Source organism: Enterobacter sp. RCC_40 (assembly GCF_041360735.1).
Classification (GTDB): domain Bacteria; phylum Pseudomonadota; class Gammaproteobacteria; order Enterobacterales; family Enterobacteriaceae; genus Enterobacter; species Enterobacter ludwigii.
The window spans coordinates 109,376-126,285 of record NZ_JBFUPR010000001.1; the positions used below are offsets into that span (position 1 = coordinate 109,376).

10 protein-coding genes are annotated in these 16,910 nt (G+C 54.2%); 4 read left to right on the forward strand and 6 right to left on the reverse strand.

What is annotated here, in order from left to right; all coding sequences use genetic code 11:
• Positions 1-30: 30 nt before the first annotated feature.
• Positions 31-1,383 (forward strand): glycerol-3-phosphate transporter, encoded by a 1,353-nt coding sequence (gene glpT, locus AB6731_RS00520; RefSeq protein ID WP_020883160.1) that lies wholly within the window; start codon positions 31-33, stop codon positions 1,381-1,383.
• An 11-nt stretch (positions 1,384-1,394) separates the two neighbouring features.
• Entirely contained in the window at positions 1,395-2,447 is a 1,053-nt protein-coding gene (glpQ, locus tag AB6731_RS00525; RefSeq protein WP_371005745.1) for a glycerophosphodiester phosphodiesterase, read from the forward strand.
• A 48-nt stretch (positions 2,448-2,495) separates the two neighbouring features.
• On the opposite strand, the gene yfaE is transcribed toward glpQ, so the two are convergent.
• From yfaE to ubiG, 4 genes are all read right to left on the reverse strand, one after another.
• Complete coding sequence (yfaE, locus tag AB6731_RS00530) at positions 2,496-2,750, reverse strand: class I ribonucleotide reductase maintenance protein YfaE (protein WP_014170967.1); 255 nt, start codon at positions 2,748-2,750, stop codon at positions 2,496-2,498.
• Positions 2,750-3,880: a class Ia ribonucleoside-diphosphate reductase subunit beta gene (nrdB, locus tag AB6731_RS00535; protein ID WP_014170966.1), complete on the reverse strand. Its 1,131-nt coding sequence runs from the start codon at positions 3,878-3,880 to the stop codon at positions 2,750-2,752. Before nrdB ends, yfaE begins: the two co-directional genes overlap by 1 nt.
• 51 nt (positions 3,881-3,931) lie before the next feature.
• A complete protein-coding gene (gene nrdA, locus AB6731_RS00540) occupies positions 3,932-6,217 on the reverse strand; it encodes a class 1a ribonucleoside-diphosphate reductase subunit alpha (RefSeq protein ID WP_020883162.1) in 2,286 nt (761 codons plus the stop codon).
• A 347-nt stretch (positions 6,218-6,564) separates the two neighbouring features.
• Entirely contained in the window at positions 6,565-7,293 is a 729-nt protein-coding gene (gene ubiG, locus AB6731_RS00545) for a bifunctional 2-polyprenyl-6-hydroxyphenol methylase/3-demethylubiquinol 3-O-methyltransferase UbiG (protein WP_014170964.1), read from the reverse strand.
• A gap of 146 nt (positions 7,294-7,439) precedes the next feature.
• Between ubiG and gyrA the strand changes: the two genes are divergently transcribed.
• Together gyrA and rcsC are read left to right on the forward strand one after the other, a co-directional pair.
• On the forward strand, positions 7,440-10,076 hold the full coding sequence (gene gyrA / locus AB6731_RS00550; protein WP_014170963.1) for a DNA topoisomerase (ATP-hydrolyzing) subunit A: 2,637 nt from the start codon (positions 7,440-7,442) through the stop codon (positions 10,074-10,076).
• A 135-nt stretch (positions 10,077-10,211) separates the two neighbouring features.
• Positions 10,212-13,058 carry a two-component system sensor histidine kinase RcsC gene (rcsC, locus tag AB6731_RS00555; RefSeq protein ID WP_014170962.1) on the forward strand — a complete coding sequence of 949 codons (2,847 nt, stop codon included), beginning with the start codon at positions 10,212-10,214 and terminating at the stop codon, positions 13,056-13,058.
• An 87-nt stretch (positions 13,059-13,145) separates the two neighbouring features.
• Here rcsC and rcsB read toward each other — a convergent pair whose 3' ends face one another.
• Entirely contained in the window at positions 13,146-13,796 is a 651-nt protein-coding gene (gene rcsB, locus AB6731_RS00560) for a response regulator transcription factor RcsB (RefSeq protein WP_006176468.1), read from the reverse strand.
• Between the two features lie 16 nt (positions 13,797-13,812).
• Entirely contained in the window at positions 13,813-16,485 is a 2,673-nt protein-coding gene (gene rcsD / locus AB6731_RS00565; RefSeq protein WP_371005746.1) for a phosphotransferase RcsD, read from the reverse strand.
• Positions 16,486-16,910: the final 425 nt, after the last annotated feature.

A 16,910-nucleotide genomic window follows, 5' to 3' on the forward strand; every position in this document is an offset into this window, starting at 1 on the left:
TAAATTCAATACCTGGCCACGGAGGCTGTCATGCTCAGTATCTTCAAACCTGCGCCGCATCGGGCGCGTCTGCCAGAGGCAGAAATTGATCCGCTATACCGTCGTCTGCGTTGGCAAATCTTCCTGGGGATCTTCTTCGGGTACGCGGCGTACTACCTGGTACGTAAAAACTTTGCGCTCGCCATGCCGTATCTGGTGGAGCAGGGCTTTTCTCGTGGCGATCTGGGGTTCGCGCTGTCGGGGATCTCTATCGCCTACGGTTTTTCCAAATTCATCATGGGTTCAGTGTCCGATCGCTCGAATCCACGTGTGTTCTTGCCTGCGGGTCTGATCCTGGCGGCAGCGGTGATGCTGTTCATGGGCTTTGTGCCATGGGCAACCTCCAGCATCGCCGTGATGTTCGTGCTGCTGTTCCTCTGTGGCTGGTTCCAGGGAATGGGGTGGCCGCCGTGCGGGCGCACCATGGTGCACTGGTGGTCGCAGAAAGAGCGTGGCGGCATCGTGTCGGTGTGGAACTGCGCGCATAACGTCGGTGGCGGTATTCCACCTCTGCTGTTCCTGCTGGGGATGGCGTGGTTTAACGACTGGAAAGCCGCGCTTTATATGCCTGCCTTTGGTGCCATTCTGGTGGCGGTTATCGCTTTCGCCCTGATGCGTGACACGCCGCAGTCCTGTGGCCTGCCGCCGATTGAAGAGTACAAAAACGACTATCCGGATGATTACAGCGAGCAGCATGAAGAAGAGCTGACGGCCAAACAGATCTTCATGAAGTACGTCCTGCCCAACAAACTGCTGTGGTATATCGCGGTGGCCAACGTCTTCGTGTACCTGCTGCGTTACGGCATCCTCGACTGGTCACCTACCTATCTGAAAGAGGTGAAGCATTTCGCGCTGGATAAATCCTCCTGGGCTTACTTCCTCTATGAGTACGCCGGGATCCCGGGGACGCTGATTTGCGGCTGGATGTCGGACAAAGTGTTCCGGGGTAACCGTGGTGCGACGGGCGTCTTCTTTATGACGCTGGTGACCATTGCCACCGTGGTTTACTGGCTCAACCCGCCGGGTAACCCATCAGTCGATATGGCCTGTATGATCGTCATCGGCTTCCTGATTTACGGCCCGGTTATGCTGATTGGTCTGCATGCCCTGGAGCTGGCGCCGAAGAAAGCGGCAGGTACGGCAGCCGGCTTTACCGGTCTGTTCGGTTACCTTGGCGGTTCGGTCGCGGCGAGCGCCATTGTGGGCTACACCGTTGACTTCTTCGGCTGGGACGGCGGCTTTATGGTGATGATTGGCGGTAGCGTGCTGGCGGTGCTGCTGTTGATTGTGGTGATGATTGGTGAAAAACGTCATCACGCCGAAATGCAGGCGCGTCGTCAATAAGGAGAAGGCTGATGAAATTAACTTACGTAGCAACGGGCCTGCTGCTGGCGGGCCTGATGACAGGCTCAGCGCTGGCTAACGAGAAAATGGTTATCGCCCATCGCGGCGCAAGCGGCTATCTGCCAGAGCACACGCTCCCGGCAAAAGCGATGGCCTATGTGCAGGGGGCAGATTATCTCGAGCAGGATCTGGTGATGACCCGTGACGATCAGCTGGTCGTCCTTCATGACCACTATCTTGACCGCGTGACGGACGTGGCTGAGCGTTTCCCGGACCGCGCCCGCAAAGATGGTCGCTACTACGCCATTGACTTTACGCTGGATGAGATTCGTTCGCTGAAGTTTACCGAGGGCTTCGAGGTTGAAAACGGCAAGAAGGTGCAGGTCTATCCGGGACGTTTCCCGATGGGTAAATCTGATTTTCGCATTCATACCTTCGAAGAAGAGATTGAGTTTGTTCAGGGACTGAACCACTCAACCGGGAAAAACATCGGCATCTACCCGGAGATAAAAGCGCCGTGGTTCCACCATCAGGAAGGGAAGGACATTGCCGCGAAGACGCTGGACGTGCTGAAAAAGTACGGCTACACCAGCAAGCGCGACAAAGTCTATCTGCAGTGTTTTGACGCCGCTGAGCTGAAGCGCATCAAAACCGAGCTGGCGCCAAAGAGAGGGATGGATCTCAATCTGGTACAGTTGATTGCCTACACCGACTGGAATGAAACTCAGGAGAAACAGCCCGACGGCACGTGGGTGAATTACAACTACGACTGGATGTTTAAGCCGGGCGCAATGAAACAGATCGCGCAGTACGCCGACGGTATCGGACCGGATTACCATATGCTGGTGGCGGAAGGCTCAACGCCAGGCCACGTCAAGCTGACGGCAATGGTGAAAGAGGCGCATGCCAGCCATATGCAGGTTCATCCGTATACGGTGCGTGCGGACCAGCTACCGGCTTATGCGACGGACGTAAACCAGCTGTACGACGTGCTGTATAACCAGGCCGGGGTGGACGGGCTGTTCACCGATTTCCCGGATAAAGCCGTGCAGTTTTTGAAGTAAAAGAAAAAGGGCCGTAAGGCCCTTTTTTATGTCGCCCGGAGGGGCGGTTTACATCTCAATCTCTATATCGCCTTTTGCCCGGCAGCAGCAGGGCAAAATTTCACCTTCGTTGATGAAGGCCAGCGGTTCGGTCAGCCAGTCCACTTGTCCGGCGACTAAACGGCAGCGACATGATCCGCAATAGCCTGAGCGGCATTGATACTCCACTTCAACCTGATGCGCCTCAAGCGCAATCAACAGGGAAGGGTGTTCTTCCCGGCACAGCACTTCGGTACCGGAAAGGCTAAGCGTTACGCGGCTCATCAGAGCTGGAAGTCGCTCAGGTCGTCGGTATTAACTTCAGAGTCAATCTGCCCGACCAGATAAGAACTGACTTCCACTTCCTGTGGCGCAACCTGCACGTTATCGGATACCAGCCAGGTGTTGATCCACGGAATTGGGTTAGAGCGGGTTTTGAACGGCAGCTCAAGCCCGACCGCCTGCATACGGATGTTGGTGATGTACTCAACATACTGGCACAGGATGTCTTTGTTCAGGCCAATCATGGAGCCGTCGCGGAACAGGTAGTCTGCCCACTCTTTCTCCTGCTGAGCGGCCAGCACGAACAGGTCATAGCACTCCTGTTTGCACTCTTCGGCAATCTCAGCCATCTCCGGATCGTCTGTACCGCTGCGCAGCAGGTTCAGCATATGCTGGGTGCCGGTCAGGTGCAGGGCCTCGTCACGGGCGATCAGACGGATGATTTTGGCATTACCTTCCATCAGCTTGCGTTCTGCAAACGCGAAGGAGCAGGCGAAGCTCACGTAGAAGCGGATGGCTTCCAGTGCGTTAACGCTCATCAGGCACAGGTAAAGCTGTTTCTTCAGCGCACGCAGGCTCACGGTGACGGTTTTGCCGTTCACGGTGTGGGTGCCTTCGCCCAGCAGATGCCAGTAGCTGGTCATCTCGATCAGTTCGTCGTAGTAGTGCGCAATACCTTCAGCACGTTTCTGGATCTGCTCGTTAGTGACGATATCGTCAAACACCACCGCCGGATCGTTAACGATGTTGCGGATAATGTGGGTGTAAGAGCGGGAGTGGATGGTCTCAGAAAACGCCCAGGTTTCCACCCAGGTTTCCAGCTCCGGAATGGAGATCAGCGGCAGCAGCGCCACGTTCGGGCTACGGCCCTGAATGGAGTCCAGCAGCGTCTGGTACTTCAGGTTGCTGATGAAGATATGCTTTTCGTGCTCCGGCAACGCCTGGAAATCGATACGATCGCGAGAGACGTCAACTTCTTCCGGGCGCCAGAAGAAGGAGAGTTGCTTTTCAATCAGCTTTTCGAAGATGTCATATTTTTGCTGATCGTAGCGTGCCACGTTGACCGGTTGCCCGAAGAACATCGGCTCTTTGAGCTGGTCGTTTTTCGTCTGTGAAAAGGTGGTGTATGCCATGAATTGGAGTCCTGTCTTACGAAATAAAGGCGGGGATATCCCCGCCCTTCATTAGATCTTACATGCGCCGCTTTCGCAGCCATCGTCCTGAATTGACGGTGCCATGTCATCCTGAGCGTCTTCCGCACCATCACGGGTGTTGTGATAGTACAGGGTTTTCACACCAAATTTGTAGGCGGTGAGCAGGTCTTTCAACAGTTGCTGCATCGGTACCTTGCCAGACGGGAAGCGCGTCGGGTCGTAGTTGGTGTTAGCAGAAATCGACTGGTCGATAAACTTCTGCATGATCCCCACCAGCTGCAGGTAACCGTCGTTGTTTGGCATTTCCCACAGCAGCTCGTAGTTGTCTTTCAGCAGCTCGTAGTCAGGCACAACCTGACGCAGGATACCGTCTTTCGACGCTTTGATGCTGACGTGGCCGCGCGGTGGTTCAATACCGTTGGTGGCGTTAGAGATCTGCGAAGAGGTCTCAGACGGCATCAGGGCAGACAGCGTGGAGTTACGCAGGCCGTGAGTCTTGATGGATTCACGCAGCGCTTCCCAGTCCAGATGCAGCGGTTCGTTAGAAATCGCATCCAGGTCTTTCTTGTAGGTATCGATCGGCAGAATGCCTTTCGCATAGGTGGTTTCGTTGAACCACGGGCACGCGCCTTGCTCTTTCGCCAGCTCGTTGGAGGCTTTCAGCAGGTAGTACTGAATCGCTTCGAACGTTTCGTGGGTCAGGTTGTTCGCGCTGCCGTCGGAGTAACGCTTACCGTGTTTCGCCAGCCAGTAGGCAAAGTTGATAACGCCGATACCGAGGGTACGACGGCCCATTGCTCCACGTTTTGCCGCCGGGATTGGGTAGTCCTGGTAATCCAGCAGGGCATCCAGCGCACGCACGGCCAGCACCGCCAGCTCTTCCAGCTCTTCCAGGCTCTTGATAGCGCCCAGGTTGAAAGCAGAGAGGGTGCAGAGCGCGATTTCGCCGTTTTCGTCGTTAACATCTTCCAGCGGTTTGGTCGGCAGGGCGATTTCCAGGCACAGGTTAGACTGGCGCACTGGCGCAACCACCGGGTCAAACGGGCTATGGGTGTTGCAGTGGTCAACGTTCTGAATGTAGATACGGCCGGTAGAGGCACGTTCCTGCATCATCAGGGAGAACAGGTCAACCGCCTTAACGCGCTGCTTACGGATGCTGTCGTCTTTTTCGTATTTGGTGTACAGACGCTCAAACTCATCCTGATCGGCGAAGAACGCGTCATACAGGCCCGGGACGTCGGACGGGCTGAACAAGGTGATGTCTTCACCTTTCAGCAGACGGGTGTACATCAGCTTGTTGATCTGTACGCCGTAGTCCATGTGACGAACGCGGTTACCTTCAACGCCACGGTTGTTTTTCAGTACCAGCAGGCTTTCCACTTCCAGGTGCCACATTGGGTAGAACAGGGTGGCTGCACCACCGCGTACGCCGCCCTGAGAGCAGGATTTTACCGCGGTCTGGAAGTGTTTGTAGAACGGGATACAGCCGGTGTGGAACGCTTCACCGCCGCGAATCGGGCTACCCAGTGCACGGATGCGACCGGCGTTGATGCCGATACCGGCACGCTGGGAGACATATTTCACGATGGCGCTGGAGGTCGCGTTGATGGAATCCAGGCTGTCACCACACTCGATCAGGACGCATGAGCTGAACTGACGGGTTGGGGTACGCACGCCAGACATGATTGGCGTAGGCAGAGAAATCTTGAACGTGGAAACCGCATCGTAGAAACGCTTCACGTATTCCAGACGGGTGTCACGCGGGTAGTTAGAGAACAGGCAGGCGGCCACCAGAATATAGAGGAACTGGGCGCTTTCGTAGATCTCACCGGTCACACGGTTCTGAACCAGGTATTTGCCTTCGAGCTGCTTCACCGCCGCGTAAGAGAAGTTCATGTCGCGCCAGTGATCGATAAACCCGTTCATCTGCTCGAACTCTTCTTCCGTATAGTCTTCCAGCAGATGCGTGTCGTATTTGCCCAGCTCAACCATTTTCACCACGTGATCGTAAAGCTTTGGCGGCTCAAACTGGCCGTACGCTTTTTTACGCAGGTGGAAAATCGCCAGACGTGCAGCGAGGTACTGATAATCCGGGGCTTCACGGGAGATGAGATCCGCCGCAGCCTTGATGATGGTTTCGTGGATATCAGACGTCTTGATGCCATCGTAGAACTGAATGTGAGAGCGCAGTTCAACCTGGGAGATAGATACGTTATTCAGTCCTTCTGCTGCCCAGTCGAGAACACGATGGATTTTGTCCAGATTGATACGCTCGGTGGTACCGTCGCGCTTAGTCACCAGCAGACTCTGATTCATGTGGGTTTTACCTGTCCGTGAAATAAAAAATATCCCCCGCTTATCCACAGATCCGTCTTGTGACTAACTCTGTGGATAAATACTACATATAGGGGGTTTGCGATAAGAAAAACGCTATATGGTGAGTATTCTAGTATCGAATCTTTTCAGCACAAGGGTTGATTTTGACGTTAAATTGAGGTTGTCAAAGGGTAAAAAAGGCTAAGTCCTCGTACCGTAAGGCCTGGAAGAGATGTCAATAATTAAGAAAAAAAATTCAAAATTTGATCGAGTGCTGATTTCTTCAACGGGAGGTCAGAATTGCGCAACATGATGTCGCGCAATCTTTATAAGAATAATGGATGACGTCAGTCGTTTTTGGCGGTTGTATGCAACATATAGTTAACATCTACACCCGGTGCGAGTTTGAATTTATCGGTCAATGGATTGTAATGCAGACCGGTGATGTGCTGCTCCTTGAGCCACGTCTGATCAACCCAGCTCAGTAATTCAGCAGGCTTGATGAATTTCTTCACGTCGTGCGTGCCTTTTGGCACCATACGCAGCACATACTCCGCCCCGACGACCGCCATCAGCCAGGCTTTACCGTTTCGGTTGATCGTCGAGAAGAAGACCTGGCCGCCCGGTTTCACCAGTTTTGCACAGGCGTGAACCACGGACTGGGGGTCGGGAACGTGCTCCAGCATTTCCATACAGGTCACCACGTCGTACTGATGGGCATGCTTCGCCGCATGTTCTTCGACGGTTTCCTGCACATATTCCACCTGCACTCCGGATTCCAGCGCATGAAGACGGGCAACCTGCAGCGGTTCAAAGCCCATATCCAGACCGGTGACGGTGGCCCCTTCGCGCGCCATGCTTTCTGCCAGAATGCCGCCGCCGCAGCCGACGTCGAGCACTTTCTTACCGAACAGGCCGCCGGAACGCTCCGCGATATAGCCCAGACGCAGCGGGTTAATGCGGTGCAGAGGTTTAAACTCACCTTCGAGATCCCACCAGCGGGATGCCACCGCTTCGAATTTGGCAATCTCTTCATGGTCAACGTTGTGAGCCACCGGGGATTTTTCGGCATTCATGGGCGCTTTTACTCCTTATTTTGCAAGACTTCGGAGTATATCAGCCCGCGCGGTTGAATAAAGCTTATTGGTTTACCTCAATCACCGCGGCTGTGTTATAATTTGCGACCTTTGAATCCGGGATACAGTAGAGGGATAGCGGTTAGATGAGCGACCTTGCGAGAGAAATTACACCGGTTAACATCGAGGAAGAGCTGAAGAGCTCCTATCTGGACTATGCGATGTCGGTCATTGTTGGCCGTGCGCTGCCGGACGTCCGCGATGGCCTGAAGCCGGTACACCGTCGCGTACTATACGCCATGAACGTATTGGGCAATGACTGGAATAAAGCCTACAAAAAATCTGCCCGTGTCGTTGGTGACGTAATCGGTAAATACCATCCCCATGGTGATTCCGCGGTGTACGACACTATCGTCCGAATGGCGCAGCCATTCTCGCTGCGTTACATGCTGGTAGATGGTCAGGGTAACTTTGGTTCTATCGACGGCGACTCCGCCGCGGCAATGCGTTATACGGAAATCCGTCTGGCGAAAATTGCCCATGAGCTGATGGCTGACCTGGAAAAAGAGACGGTTGATTTCGTTGATAACTATGACGGCACGGAACGCATTCCGGACGTTATGCCAACGAAAATCCCTAACCTGCTGGTGAACGGTTCGTCCGGTATCGCCGTCGGTATGGCAACCAACATTCCACCGCATAACATCACGGAAGTGATCAACGGCTGCCTGGCCTATATTGAGGATGAAGACATCAGCATTGAAGGGCTGATGGAACACATCCCGGGTCCAGACTTCCCGACGGCGGCGATCATCAACGGTCGTCGTGGTATTGAAGAAGCGTACCGCACCGGACGTGGCAAGATTTATATCCGTGCCCGCGCCGAAGTGGAAGCGGACGCCAAAACCGGCCGTGAAACCATCATTGTTCACGAGATCCCGTATCAGGTGAACAAAGCGCGTCTGATTGAAAAAATCGCCGAGCTGGTAAAAGAAAAACGTGTTGAAGGCATCAGCGCGCTGCGTGACGAATCTGATAAAGACGGCATGCGCATCGTGATTGAAATCAAACGCGACGCGGTGGGCGAGGTTGTACTGAACAACCTGTATTCCCAGACTCAGCTCCAGGTCTCCTTCGGTATCAACATGGTTGCATTGCACCATGGTCAGCCGAAGATCATGAACCTGAAAGATATTCTGAGCGCGTTTGTGCGTCACCGCCGTGAAGTGGTGACTCGCCGTACTATTTTCGAACTGCGTAAAGCCCGCGACCGTGCGCATATCCTTGAAGCGCTGGCCGTTGCACTGGCAAACATCGACCCAATCATTGAGTTGATTCGCCGTGCACCAACCCCTGCGGAAGCGAAAGCGTCTCTGATTGCCCGTCCGTGGGATCTGGGCAACGTGGCCGCCATGCTGGAACGCGCTGGCGACGATGCTGCGCGTCCTGAGTGGCTGGAGCCTGAGTTCGGCGTGCGTGACGGTCAGTACTACCTGACTGAACAGCAGGCCCAGGCGATTCTGGATCTGCGTCTGCAGAAACTGACTGGCCTTGAGCACGAAAAACTGCTCGACGAATACAAAGAACTGCTGGAACAGATTGCCGAGCTGCTGCATATCCTGGGTAGCGCAGAGCGCCTGATGGAAGTGATCCGTGAAGAGCTGGAACTGGTCCGCGATCAGTTCGGCGATGAGCGTCGCACCGAAATCACGGCGAACAGCTCTGATATCAACATTGAAGATCTGATCAACCGCGAAGATGTGGTGGTCACCCTGTCTCACCAGGGCTATGTGAAGTATCAGCCGCTGACCGACTACGAAGCACAGCGTCGTGGCGGTAAAGGCAAATCGGCAGCACGTATTAAAGAAGAAGACTTTATTGACCGTCTGCTGGTGGCAAACACCCATGACACGATCCTCTGCTTCTCAAGCCGTGGTCGTCTGTACTGGATGAAGGTCTATCAGCTGCCAGAAGCGAGCCGTGGTGCACGTGGTCGCCCAATCGTGAACCTGCTGCCGCTGGAAGCGAACGAACGTATCACCGCGATTCTGCCGGTACGCGAGTACGAAGAAGGCGTGAACGTCTTTATGGCGACCGCCAGCGGTACCGTGAAGAAAACCGCGCTGACCGAATTCAGCCGTCCACGTTCTGCCGGTATCATCGCGGTGAACCTGAACGACGGTGACGAACTGATTGGCGTTGACCTCACCTCCGGTTCCGATGAAGTGATGCTGTTCTCCGCCGCCGGTAAAGTGGTGCGCTTCAAAGAGAACGCGGTTCGTGCAATGGGCCGTACTGCAACAGGTGTTCGTGGTATCAAACTGGCCGGTGAAGATACCGTCGTTTCCCTGATCGTTCCGCGCGGTGAAGGTGCTATCCTGACCGTCACGCAGAACGGCTACGGTAAACGTACTGCCGAAAGCGAATACCCGACCAAGTCTCGTGGCACGCAGGGCGTAATCTCTATCAAGGTTACCGAGCGCAACGGATCCGTTGTGGGCGCGGTACAGGTAGACGATGCCGACCAGATCATGATGATCACGGATGCCGGTACGCTGGTGCGTACACGCGTATCTGAGATCAGCGTGGTTGGCCGTAATACTCAGGGTGTGATCCTCATCCGTACCGCGGAAGATGAAAACGTCGTGGGTCTGCAGCGTGTAGCTGAGCCTGTGGATGACGAAGAGCTCGACTCCATCGACGGTAGCGTCGCAGAAGGTGATGATGAAATCGCACCAGAAGCCGATACCGAAGATGATGCAGCGGATGACGCTGACGAGTAATGTCTCCTGATGCAAAAAGGGCCGGTTTCCGGCCCTTTTCTTTTGCACAAGCAGATAAGTGAACGTTGCGACAAGGCGCGTTTACCGCTACCTTAACCACATTCTTTTTGACCCCGACGGCGGAGCCTCGCCCCTTTGAAATACCTCGTCTCCTTTCGTACCACGCTGAAAGTCTCTCGCTATCTGTTTCGGGCGCTGGCGCTCTTGCTTTGGTTGCTGGTGGCATTATTGTCGGTGTTTTACATCGTTAACGCCCTTCACCAGAAAGAAGCGGAGATCCGCCAGGAGTTTAACTTAAGCTCCGATCAGGCCCAGCGCTATATTCAGCGAACGTCCGACGTGATGAAGGAGCTGAAGTACATTGCCGAGAATCGCCTGACCGCGGAAAACGGTATTCTTGCCATCCGTGGGCGTAATGACAAAACCGAAGTACCGAATTTCGAGCCGCTGTTTCCGGATTCCGATTGCTCTGCGATGGGCAGCACCTGGCGCGGTTCACTGGAGTCGCTCTCCTGGTTTATGCGCTACTGGCGTGACAACTTTTCCGCCGCCTATGATCTGAACCGCGTCTTCCTGATTGGCAGTGAAAATCTCTGCATGGCCGACTTTGGCCTGCGCGATGTGCCCGTCGAGCGCGATGATGCGCTGAAAAGCCTGCACGAACGGATTGTGAAATATCGCAATGCGCCGCAGGACGAGCGCGGGAATAACATCTTCTGGATAAGCCAGGGGCCACGCATGGGCGTGGGCTATTTCTACGCCCTGACGCCGGTCTATCTGGGCAATCGTCTGCAGGCGCTGCTGGGGATTGAACAGACCATTCGCATGGAAAACTTCTTCACGCCGGGCAGTCTGCCGATGGGCGTGACCATTCTGGATGAAAACGGACATACCCTGATCTCACTTGCCGGTCCGGATAATCGACTGAACGTCGACCCGCACTGGATGCAAGAGCGGTCGTGGTTTGGCTATACCTCAGGCTTCCGTGAGCTGGTGCTTAAAAAGAGCTTGCCGCCTTCGTCGCTGAGTATTGTCTATTCGCTGCCCGTGGATATGGTGCTTGAGCGGATCCGCATTCTTATCATGAACGCGATTTTGCTGAACCTGCTGGCCGGGGGGGCGCTGTTTACCCTCGCGCGAATGTATGAGCGCAAAATCTTTATACCCGCCGAAAGCGACGCCCAGCGGCTGGAAGAGCACGAGCAGTTTAACCGCAAGATTGTCGCCTCGGCGCCGGTGGGGATCTGCATCCTGCGCACGCAGGACGGGACCAATATCCTCAGTAACGAGCTGGCGCATAACTACCTGAACATGCTGACGCATGAGGACCGACAGAGGCTGACGCAGATTATCTGTGGCCAGCAGGTGAACTTCGTTGACGTGCTGACCAGCACGCACACGAACCTGCAAATCAGCTTTGTGCACTCCCGCTATCGTAATGAGAACGTGGCAATTTGCGTCCTGGTTGACGTCTCGGCGCGTGTGAAGATGGAAGAGTCCCTGCAGGAGATGGCGCAGGCCGCCGAGCAGGCCAGCCAGTCGAAATCCATGTTCCTTGCCACCGTCAGCCACGAGTTGCGTACCCCGCTGTACGGGATTATCGGTAACCTTGATCTTCTCCAGACCAAAGAGCTGCCGAAAGGGGTCGATCGCCTGGTGACGGCGATGAATAACTCCTCCAGCCTGCTGCTGAAAATCATCAGCGATATTCTCGATTTCTCCAAAATTGAGTCGGAGCAGCTGAAAATTGAGCCGCGGGAGTTCTCTCCGCGCGAGGTGATGAACCACATTAGCGCCAACTATCTGCCGCTGGTGGTGCGTAAACAGCTGGGCCTCTACTGCTTTATTGAGCCGGACGTGCCGCTGACGCTGCATGGCGATCCGATGCGTCTGCAGCAGGTCATTTCTAACCTGCTCAGTAACGCCATTAAATTTACCGATATCGGCTGCATTGTGTTGCACGTGTGTCGGGCAGGGGACTACCTGAGTATTCGTGTGCGTGATACCGGCGTGGGTATCCCGGCGAAGGAAGTGGTGCGTCTGTTTGACCCGTTCTTCCAGGTCGGTACCGGCGTACAGCGTAACTTCCAGGGGACCGGGCTGGGTCTGGCGATCTGTGAGAAGCTCGTGAGCATGATGGACGGCGATATCTCCGTTGATACCGAGCCAGGCATGGGCAGCCAGTTTACTATCCGCATTCCGCTCTATTCTGCCCAGTACCCGGCAAAAGCGGTGGTGGACGGGCTGAGCGATAAGCGCTGCTGGCTGGCAGTACACAATGCCTCACTGAATGATTACCTGACGGCGCTTCTTACCCACAGCGGCGTGCGCGTGTCCCGCTATGAAGGGCAAACGCCGGATGTCGACGATGTGCTGATCACCGACGAGGTGCTGGAGCAACCCTGGCAGGGCAGAGGGGTGGTTCACTTCTGCCGTCGCCATATCGGTATTCCGGTCGAACGAGCTCCGGGTGAATGGGTGCACAGCGTGGCGACGCCGCATGAGCTCATGAGCCTGCTGGCACGTATTTACAGCGTGCAGCTGGAAGATAGCGATGGGGCGACGGAGTTGCCGTCACCGGATGCGCTGGCATCGCTGAATGACGATATGATGATTCTGGTGGTGGATGACCATCCGATTAACCGTCGCCTGCTGGCAGACCAGCTGGGTTCGCTTGGCTATCAGTGCAAAACCGCCAATGACGGCGTGGATGCGCTGAACGTGCTGAGTAAAAACCACATTGATATCGTTCTTAGCGACGTCAACATGCCGAATATGGATGGCTACCGCCTGACGCAGCGTATACGCCAGCTTGGCCTGACGTTGCCGGTCGTGGGCGTGACGGCGAATGCGCTGGCGGAAGAGAAACAGCGCTGTCTGGAGTCAGGGATGGACAGTTGTCTGTCGAAACCGGTGACGCTGGACGTCCTGAAACAGACGATTTCCGTGTATGCGGAACGGGTCAGAAAAGCGAGAGTATAAAAAAAGGCCCGTCAGGGCCTTTTTTGTTGTTTCCCTCACACGCCGGGAGGGGGAGGTGAGGCCATCAGGCCGCACACCCGGTCAACATCAATCCTTATCCGACGCGCTCAGCGTAACGGAGGAGAGATAGTTCAGCAGTGCAATATCGTTATCCACACCCAGTTTCATCATTGCTGATTTCTTCTGGCTACTGATGGTTTTAATACTGCGGTTCAGCTTCTTGGCAATCTCGGTGACCAGGAAACCTTCGGCGAACAGGCGCAGAACTTCGCTCTCTTTCGGAGACAGGCGTTTGTCGCCATAGCCACCGGCGCTGATTTTTTCCAGCAGACGAGAGACGCTTTCAGGCGTGAACTTCTTGCCTTTCTGCAGCGCAGCGAGCGCTTTTGGCAGATCGGTCGGCGCACCCTGTTTCAGCACAATCCCTTCGATATCCAGATCCAGCACGGCGCTCAGAATGGCCGGGTTGTTGTTCATGGTCAGAACAATGATCGAAATGTCCGGGAAGTGACGTTTGATATATTTGATGAGTGTGATCCCATCACCGTATTTGTCCCCAGGCATGGAGAGATCGGTGATGAGCACATGCGCATCAAGCTTTGGGAGGTTATTGATCAGTGCTGTAGAGTCTTCAAATTCACCGACTACATTCACCCACTCGATCTGTTCAAGTGATTTGCGAATACCGAACAGTACAATCGGATGGTCATCGGCAATAATTACGTTCATATTGTTCATGTATAAGGCTACCTTGCTACAGCAAGCTTTTGACGTAGGCGTCAATGTCGCTGATGTATTTTTCAATGCCAGAGGCATCTTTCTCACGAATTAGATGTTCCAGCGTTTCACATAACTGCTTGCCGGGAACCAGATTAAGCATGGCAAACACCCCTTTAAGCCGGTGTGCTGTCTGTGCCAGCGCTGCAAAATCATTCGCAACGGACTCAGTATACAACCGCTTAACATCATCTGGTACTGTATCAACAAAGAGTGAATAGTATCCGCTGGCGTGAAGCTCGGCATTTTCATTGCCGCCTAACGGTGATTCCGCTATCTCTTCCTGCGCCAGTTGCTCTTCTATTAGTTGTAGTACAGCTTCCTGCATCGCATTGCTTATATTAAAGTTGACGCGCAGCTGGCCTGGGCCGATTTTTCGCACGCCTGGCTCATCATCGCTTAAAAGCAAGCCGGAGGCAGTAAGATTAGACGGATTATCAGTTAAAAACAGATCAAATTCTTGACTTGAGAGTCTTTCATCCGGTGTTATGCAGGCCGCGCCCCAGTTTTCTAACTGACGAACCACAATATTGCGGATCTCATTCGAGGTCACATCCACCATCACGACCACATCATCCAGCAGGCGTTCTTCGTCTTCTTCCTGTGGATTAGCCGCCATTTTAACGTGCAGTGAGTAACGCGTGCCAAGTGATTCGCGGGCCTTGATATTCAGATGGCCGCCGAGCTTACGTGCCAGCTGATCGCACAGCCAGAAGGTCAGGGCATTGGCCTTGCCGTAATGATCGCTCTGGGTGTCATTCAGGAACGGGAAATGCAGATTATCGATTTCGCTTGTCGTTACGCCTTCCCCGGTATCCAGGATACGGAACGTCAGGCGATCTTCAGCCGACTCGTCGGTACTGACTTCCAGGGTGATCTTGCCGATCTGGGTGGTGGTGACGGCGTACTGAATAATCATCAGCAGAATGCGACGCAGCGCTTCGCGATCGCCGTGGCGTTCATCATTCGCCGGTAAATGGTTATTGATCAGCAGCTGCAGCCCTTTGCGCTTGATCACGGGCAGGACCTCAGGCACCACTTCATCGATCAGATTCTGGATAGAGAAGAGAGTCGGCGTTCCTTTCCAGAAATCATTTTCGAGCATATTCGCCAGCTGGATCTCATCTACCATGCGCACCAGCGAGTCGGCCTGGCAGGCAAGCTGATGGCTTTCAGATGTATTCAGCGCCGCCGCCTGGGTAGCCAGCATTTTTAACGGCTTCTTGAAGGCATCACCAATATTTTGCATAAAGGCAGCGCGCCCCTGCTGGTTTTTCTCATACAGACGTTGTGCCTGCTTGAGCTTTTTATTCACCAGCACTTCACGATCCTGATCGCGGATGATGAAGATCTGCGTGCGGGAGGCGATCTGGCTGCGGAACTGTCGGATCTCATACAGCTCGTTATTAATGGTGGCCTGAATCACGCCCTGATGTTGATCCGCCATGGCGGTGATGTTCTGCAGATTGAGATGAGGCAGCAGGTGGTCAGCAATTTTATTGCTCATCACCGTACGGTTGGCTTCCTGATCGTGAACCAGCACCCCAAGCGGCAGCACGGAAATAATCTCTTCATTCAGCGCGCGCAACACGCGCAGTTCGTTACTGGTTCCTGCCGGGACCGGGGCGGCATCGCTTTGACGCCCTGACTGGAAGCGGAACGTGCTGTAGCCAAACAGCGCCAGCGCCAGCAGGCCGATATTCAGCAGCAGGGGCAGGAGGATATTTTGCAGCGTATCAAGCAGCAGGGTGCCGAACGGCACTTGCCACACCAGACGCATACCGGTTGAGTTCAGCGAAGAGGCAATTTCGATTTTCGATCCGTTAAAGGAGATCGATACGCTCTCTGCGGCCTCTTTGTCCGATGCGGCACGCATATTCTGAGTGCTGCTGTCCGGCTCCAGACGGAAGCTGTCGAGCGGCATATCCGGTGGAATCAAGTCATTGATGGGCAAATCGAAGGCCACCACCGTCGCCAGATGGCCTGGCTGGTTAAAGGTGGTACGCAGCGTAAAGTAATGGCCATTCTGCCAGGCGAGGCGGCGCAGAGATGAGAAGCTCTCACGTTCATCAAGGGCGTTCGCCTGCTGCAGCATTTCTGCCCGGCGGGAATCGACAATGCTGCCCACGGTCGTCTCTTTGAAACCGGAAGAGAGGTCTTTTAGCGGCAGGGTTGAGATCAGGATCATGCTGTTGTCCTGACCGTTCAGATAGTACATCGACCACGGCACCGTCTCGGCACCCCAAAGGGTATCAAGATAGGTTGAGATGCGCTGGGTCATCTCAAGCGTTGCGCTGTCATGAGAGCCGAAGATCAGCGCTTCGGTTTTACGCTGTGGTTTTTCCAGATAATAGACGTCCTGCTTCAGGCGAGTCTCCTGAAGCCCGTCTCCGGAGGAGGTTGCCGGCGCGGCCGCGATGTTGTCGTAAATCTGCCAGGTTGCATAGCGCCAGGTATCGATGCGCTTGTGGACGGCGTGGGTGATATCAACAACCTGATAGCTCTTGTCCTTCAGCCAGGCGTTAACCGCGCTCTGAACCATAACCCCCATTGTGACTAGCAGCACAACGATCAAAAGAAGAAAGAAACGGGTGATGCTCCCGGGTAAGAGGGAGAATTTGCTCGGAGCGGTAGTTTCAGTCTGACTCATTGATATCTTTAACCCGTAATGGTCGTGCTCTATGGCGATAGGGCAGTATAAAGGGTAATACCTGAATTTCCAGCGTCACGCTCTTTGAACCCGCCACTTTTTCGACTGACAATATCGGAGAACGCCATTGCATGAAACATGTACAAAGCGAGTGAGCGTGTACAAATAAAAAACGATACATACCGGTAAATAGCACGAATTAACAAGAAATTGAGATTTGCAGTAATGACGCGGTTCTCGAGGAGAGAGGAAACGAATTTAGTTAATAGTCGTTACAATTTCAGTGCGGTAGCACAAAAAAACGCATGCTACGTAAAGAAAGGTAAAAAAAAACCGAATGCCAGGCATTCGGTAGAATTAGGGATAAACAGACATTCAAATCTGAATGACGGTAATAAATAAAGTTAATGATGATAGCGAGAGTT

What these genes read in the sequence shown, in the direction of transcription:
- glpT (WP_020883160.1), top strand. Translation starts at nt 31, where the DNA reads ATGCTCAGTATCTTCAAACCTGCGCCGCATCGGGCGCGTCTGCCAGAG.
- glpQ (WP_371005745.1), top strand. Translation starts at nt 1,395, where the DNA reads ATGAAATTAACTTACGTAGCAACGGGCCTGCTGCTGGCGGGCCTGATG.
- yfaE (WP_014170967.1), bottom strand. Translation starts at nt 2,750, where the DNA reads ATGAGCCGCGTAACGCTTAGCCTTTCCGGTACCGAAGTGCTGTGCCGG.
- nrdB (WP_014170966.1), bottom strand. Translation starts at nt 3,880, where the DNA reads ATGGCATACACCACCTTTTCACAGACGAAAAACGACCAGCTCAAAGAG.
- nrdA (WP_020883162.1), bottom strand. Translation starts at nt 6,217, where the DNA reads ATGAATCAGAGTCTGCTGGTGACTAAGCGCGACGGTACCACCGAGCGT.
- ubiG (WP_014170964.1), bottom strand. Translation starts at nt 7,293, where the DNA reads ATGAATGCCGAAAAATCCCCGGTGGCTCACAACGTTGACCATGAAGAG.
- gyrA (WP_014170963.1), top strand. Translation starts at nt 7,440, where the DNA reads ATGAGCGACCTTGCGAGAGAAATTACACCGGTTAACATCGAGGAAGAG.
- rcsB (WP_006176468.1), bottom strand. Translation starts at nt 13,796, where the DNA reads ATGAACAATATGAACGTAATTATTGCCGATGACCATCCGATTGTACTG.
- rcsD (WP_371005746.1), bottom strand. Translation starts at nt 16,485, where the DNA reads ATGAGTCAGACTGAAACTACCGCTCCGAGCAAATTCTCCCTCTTACCC.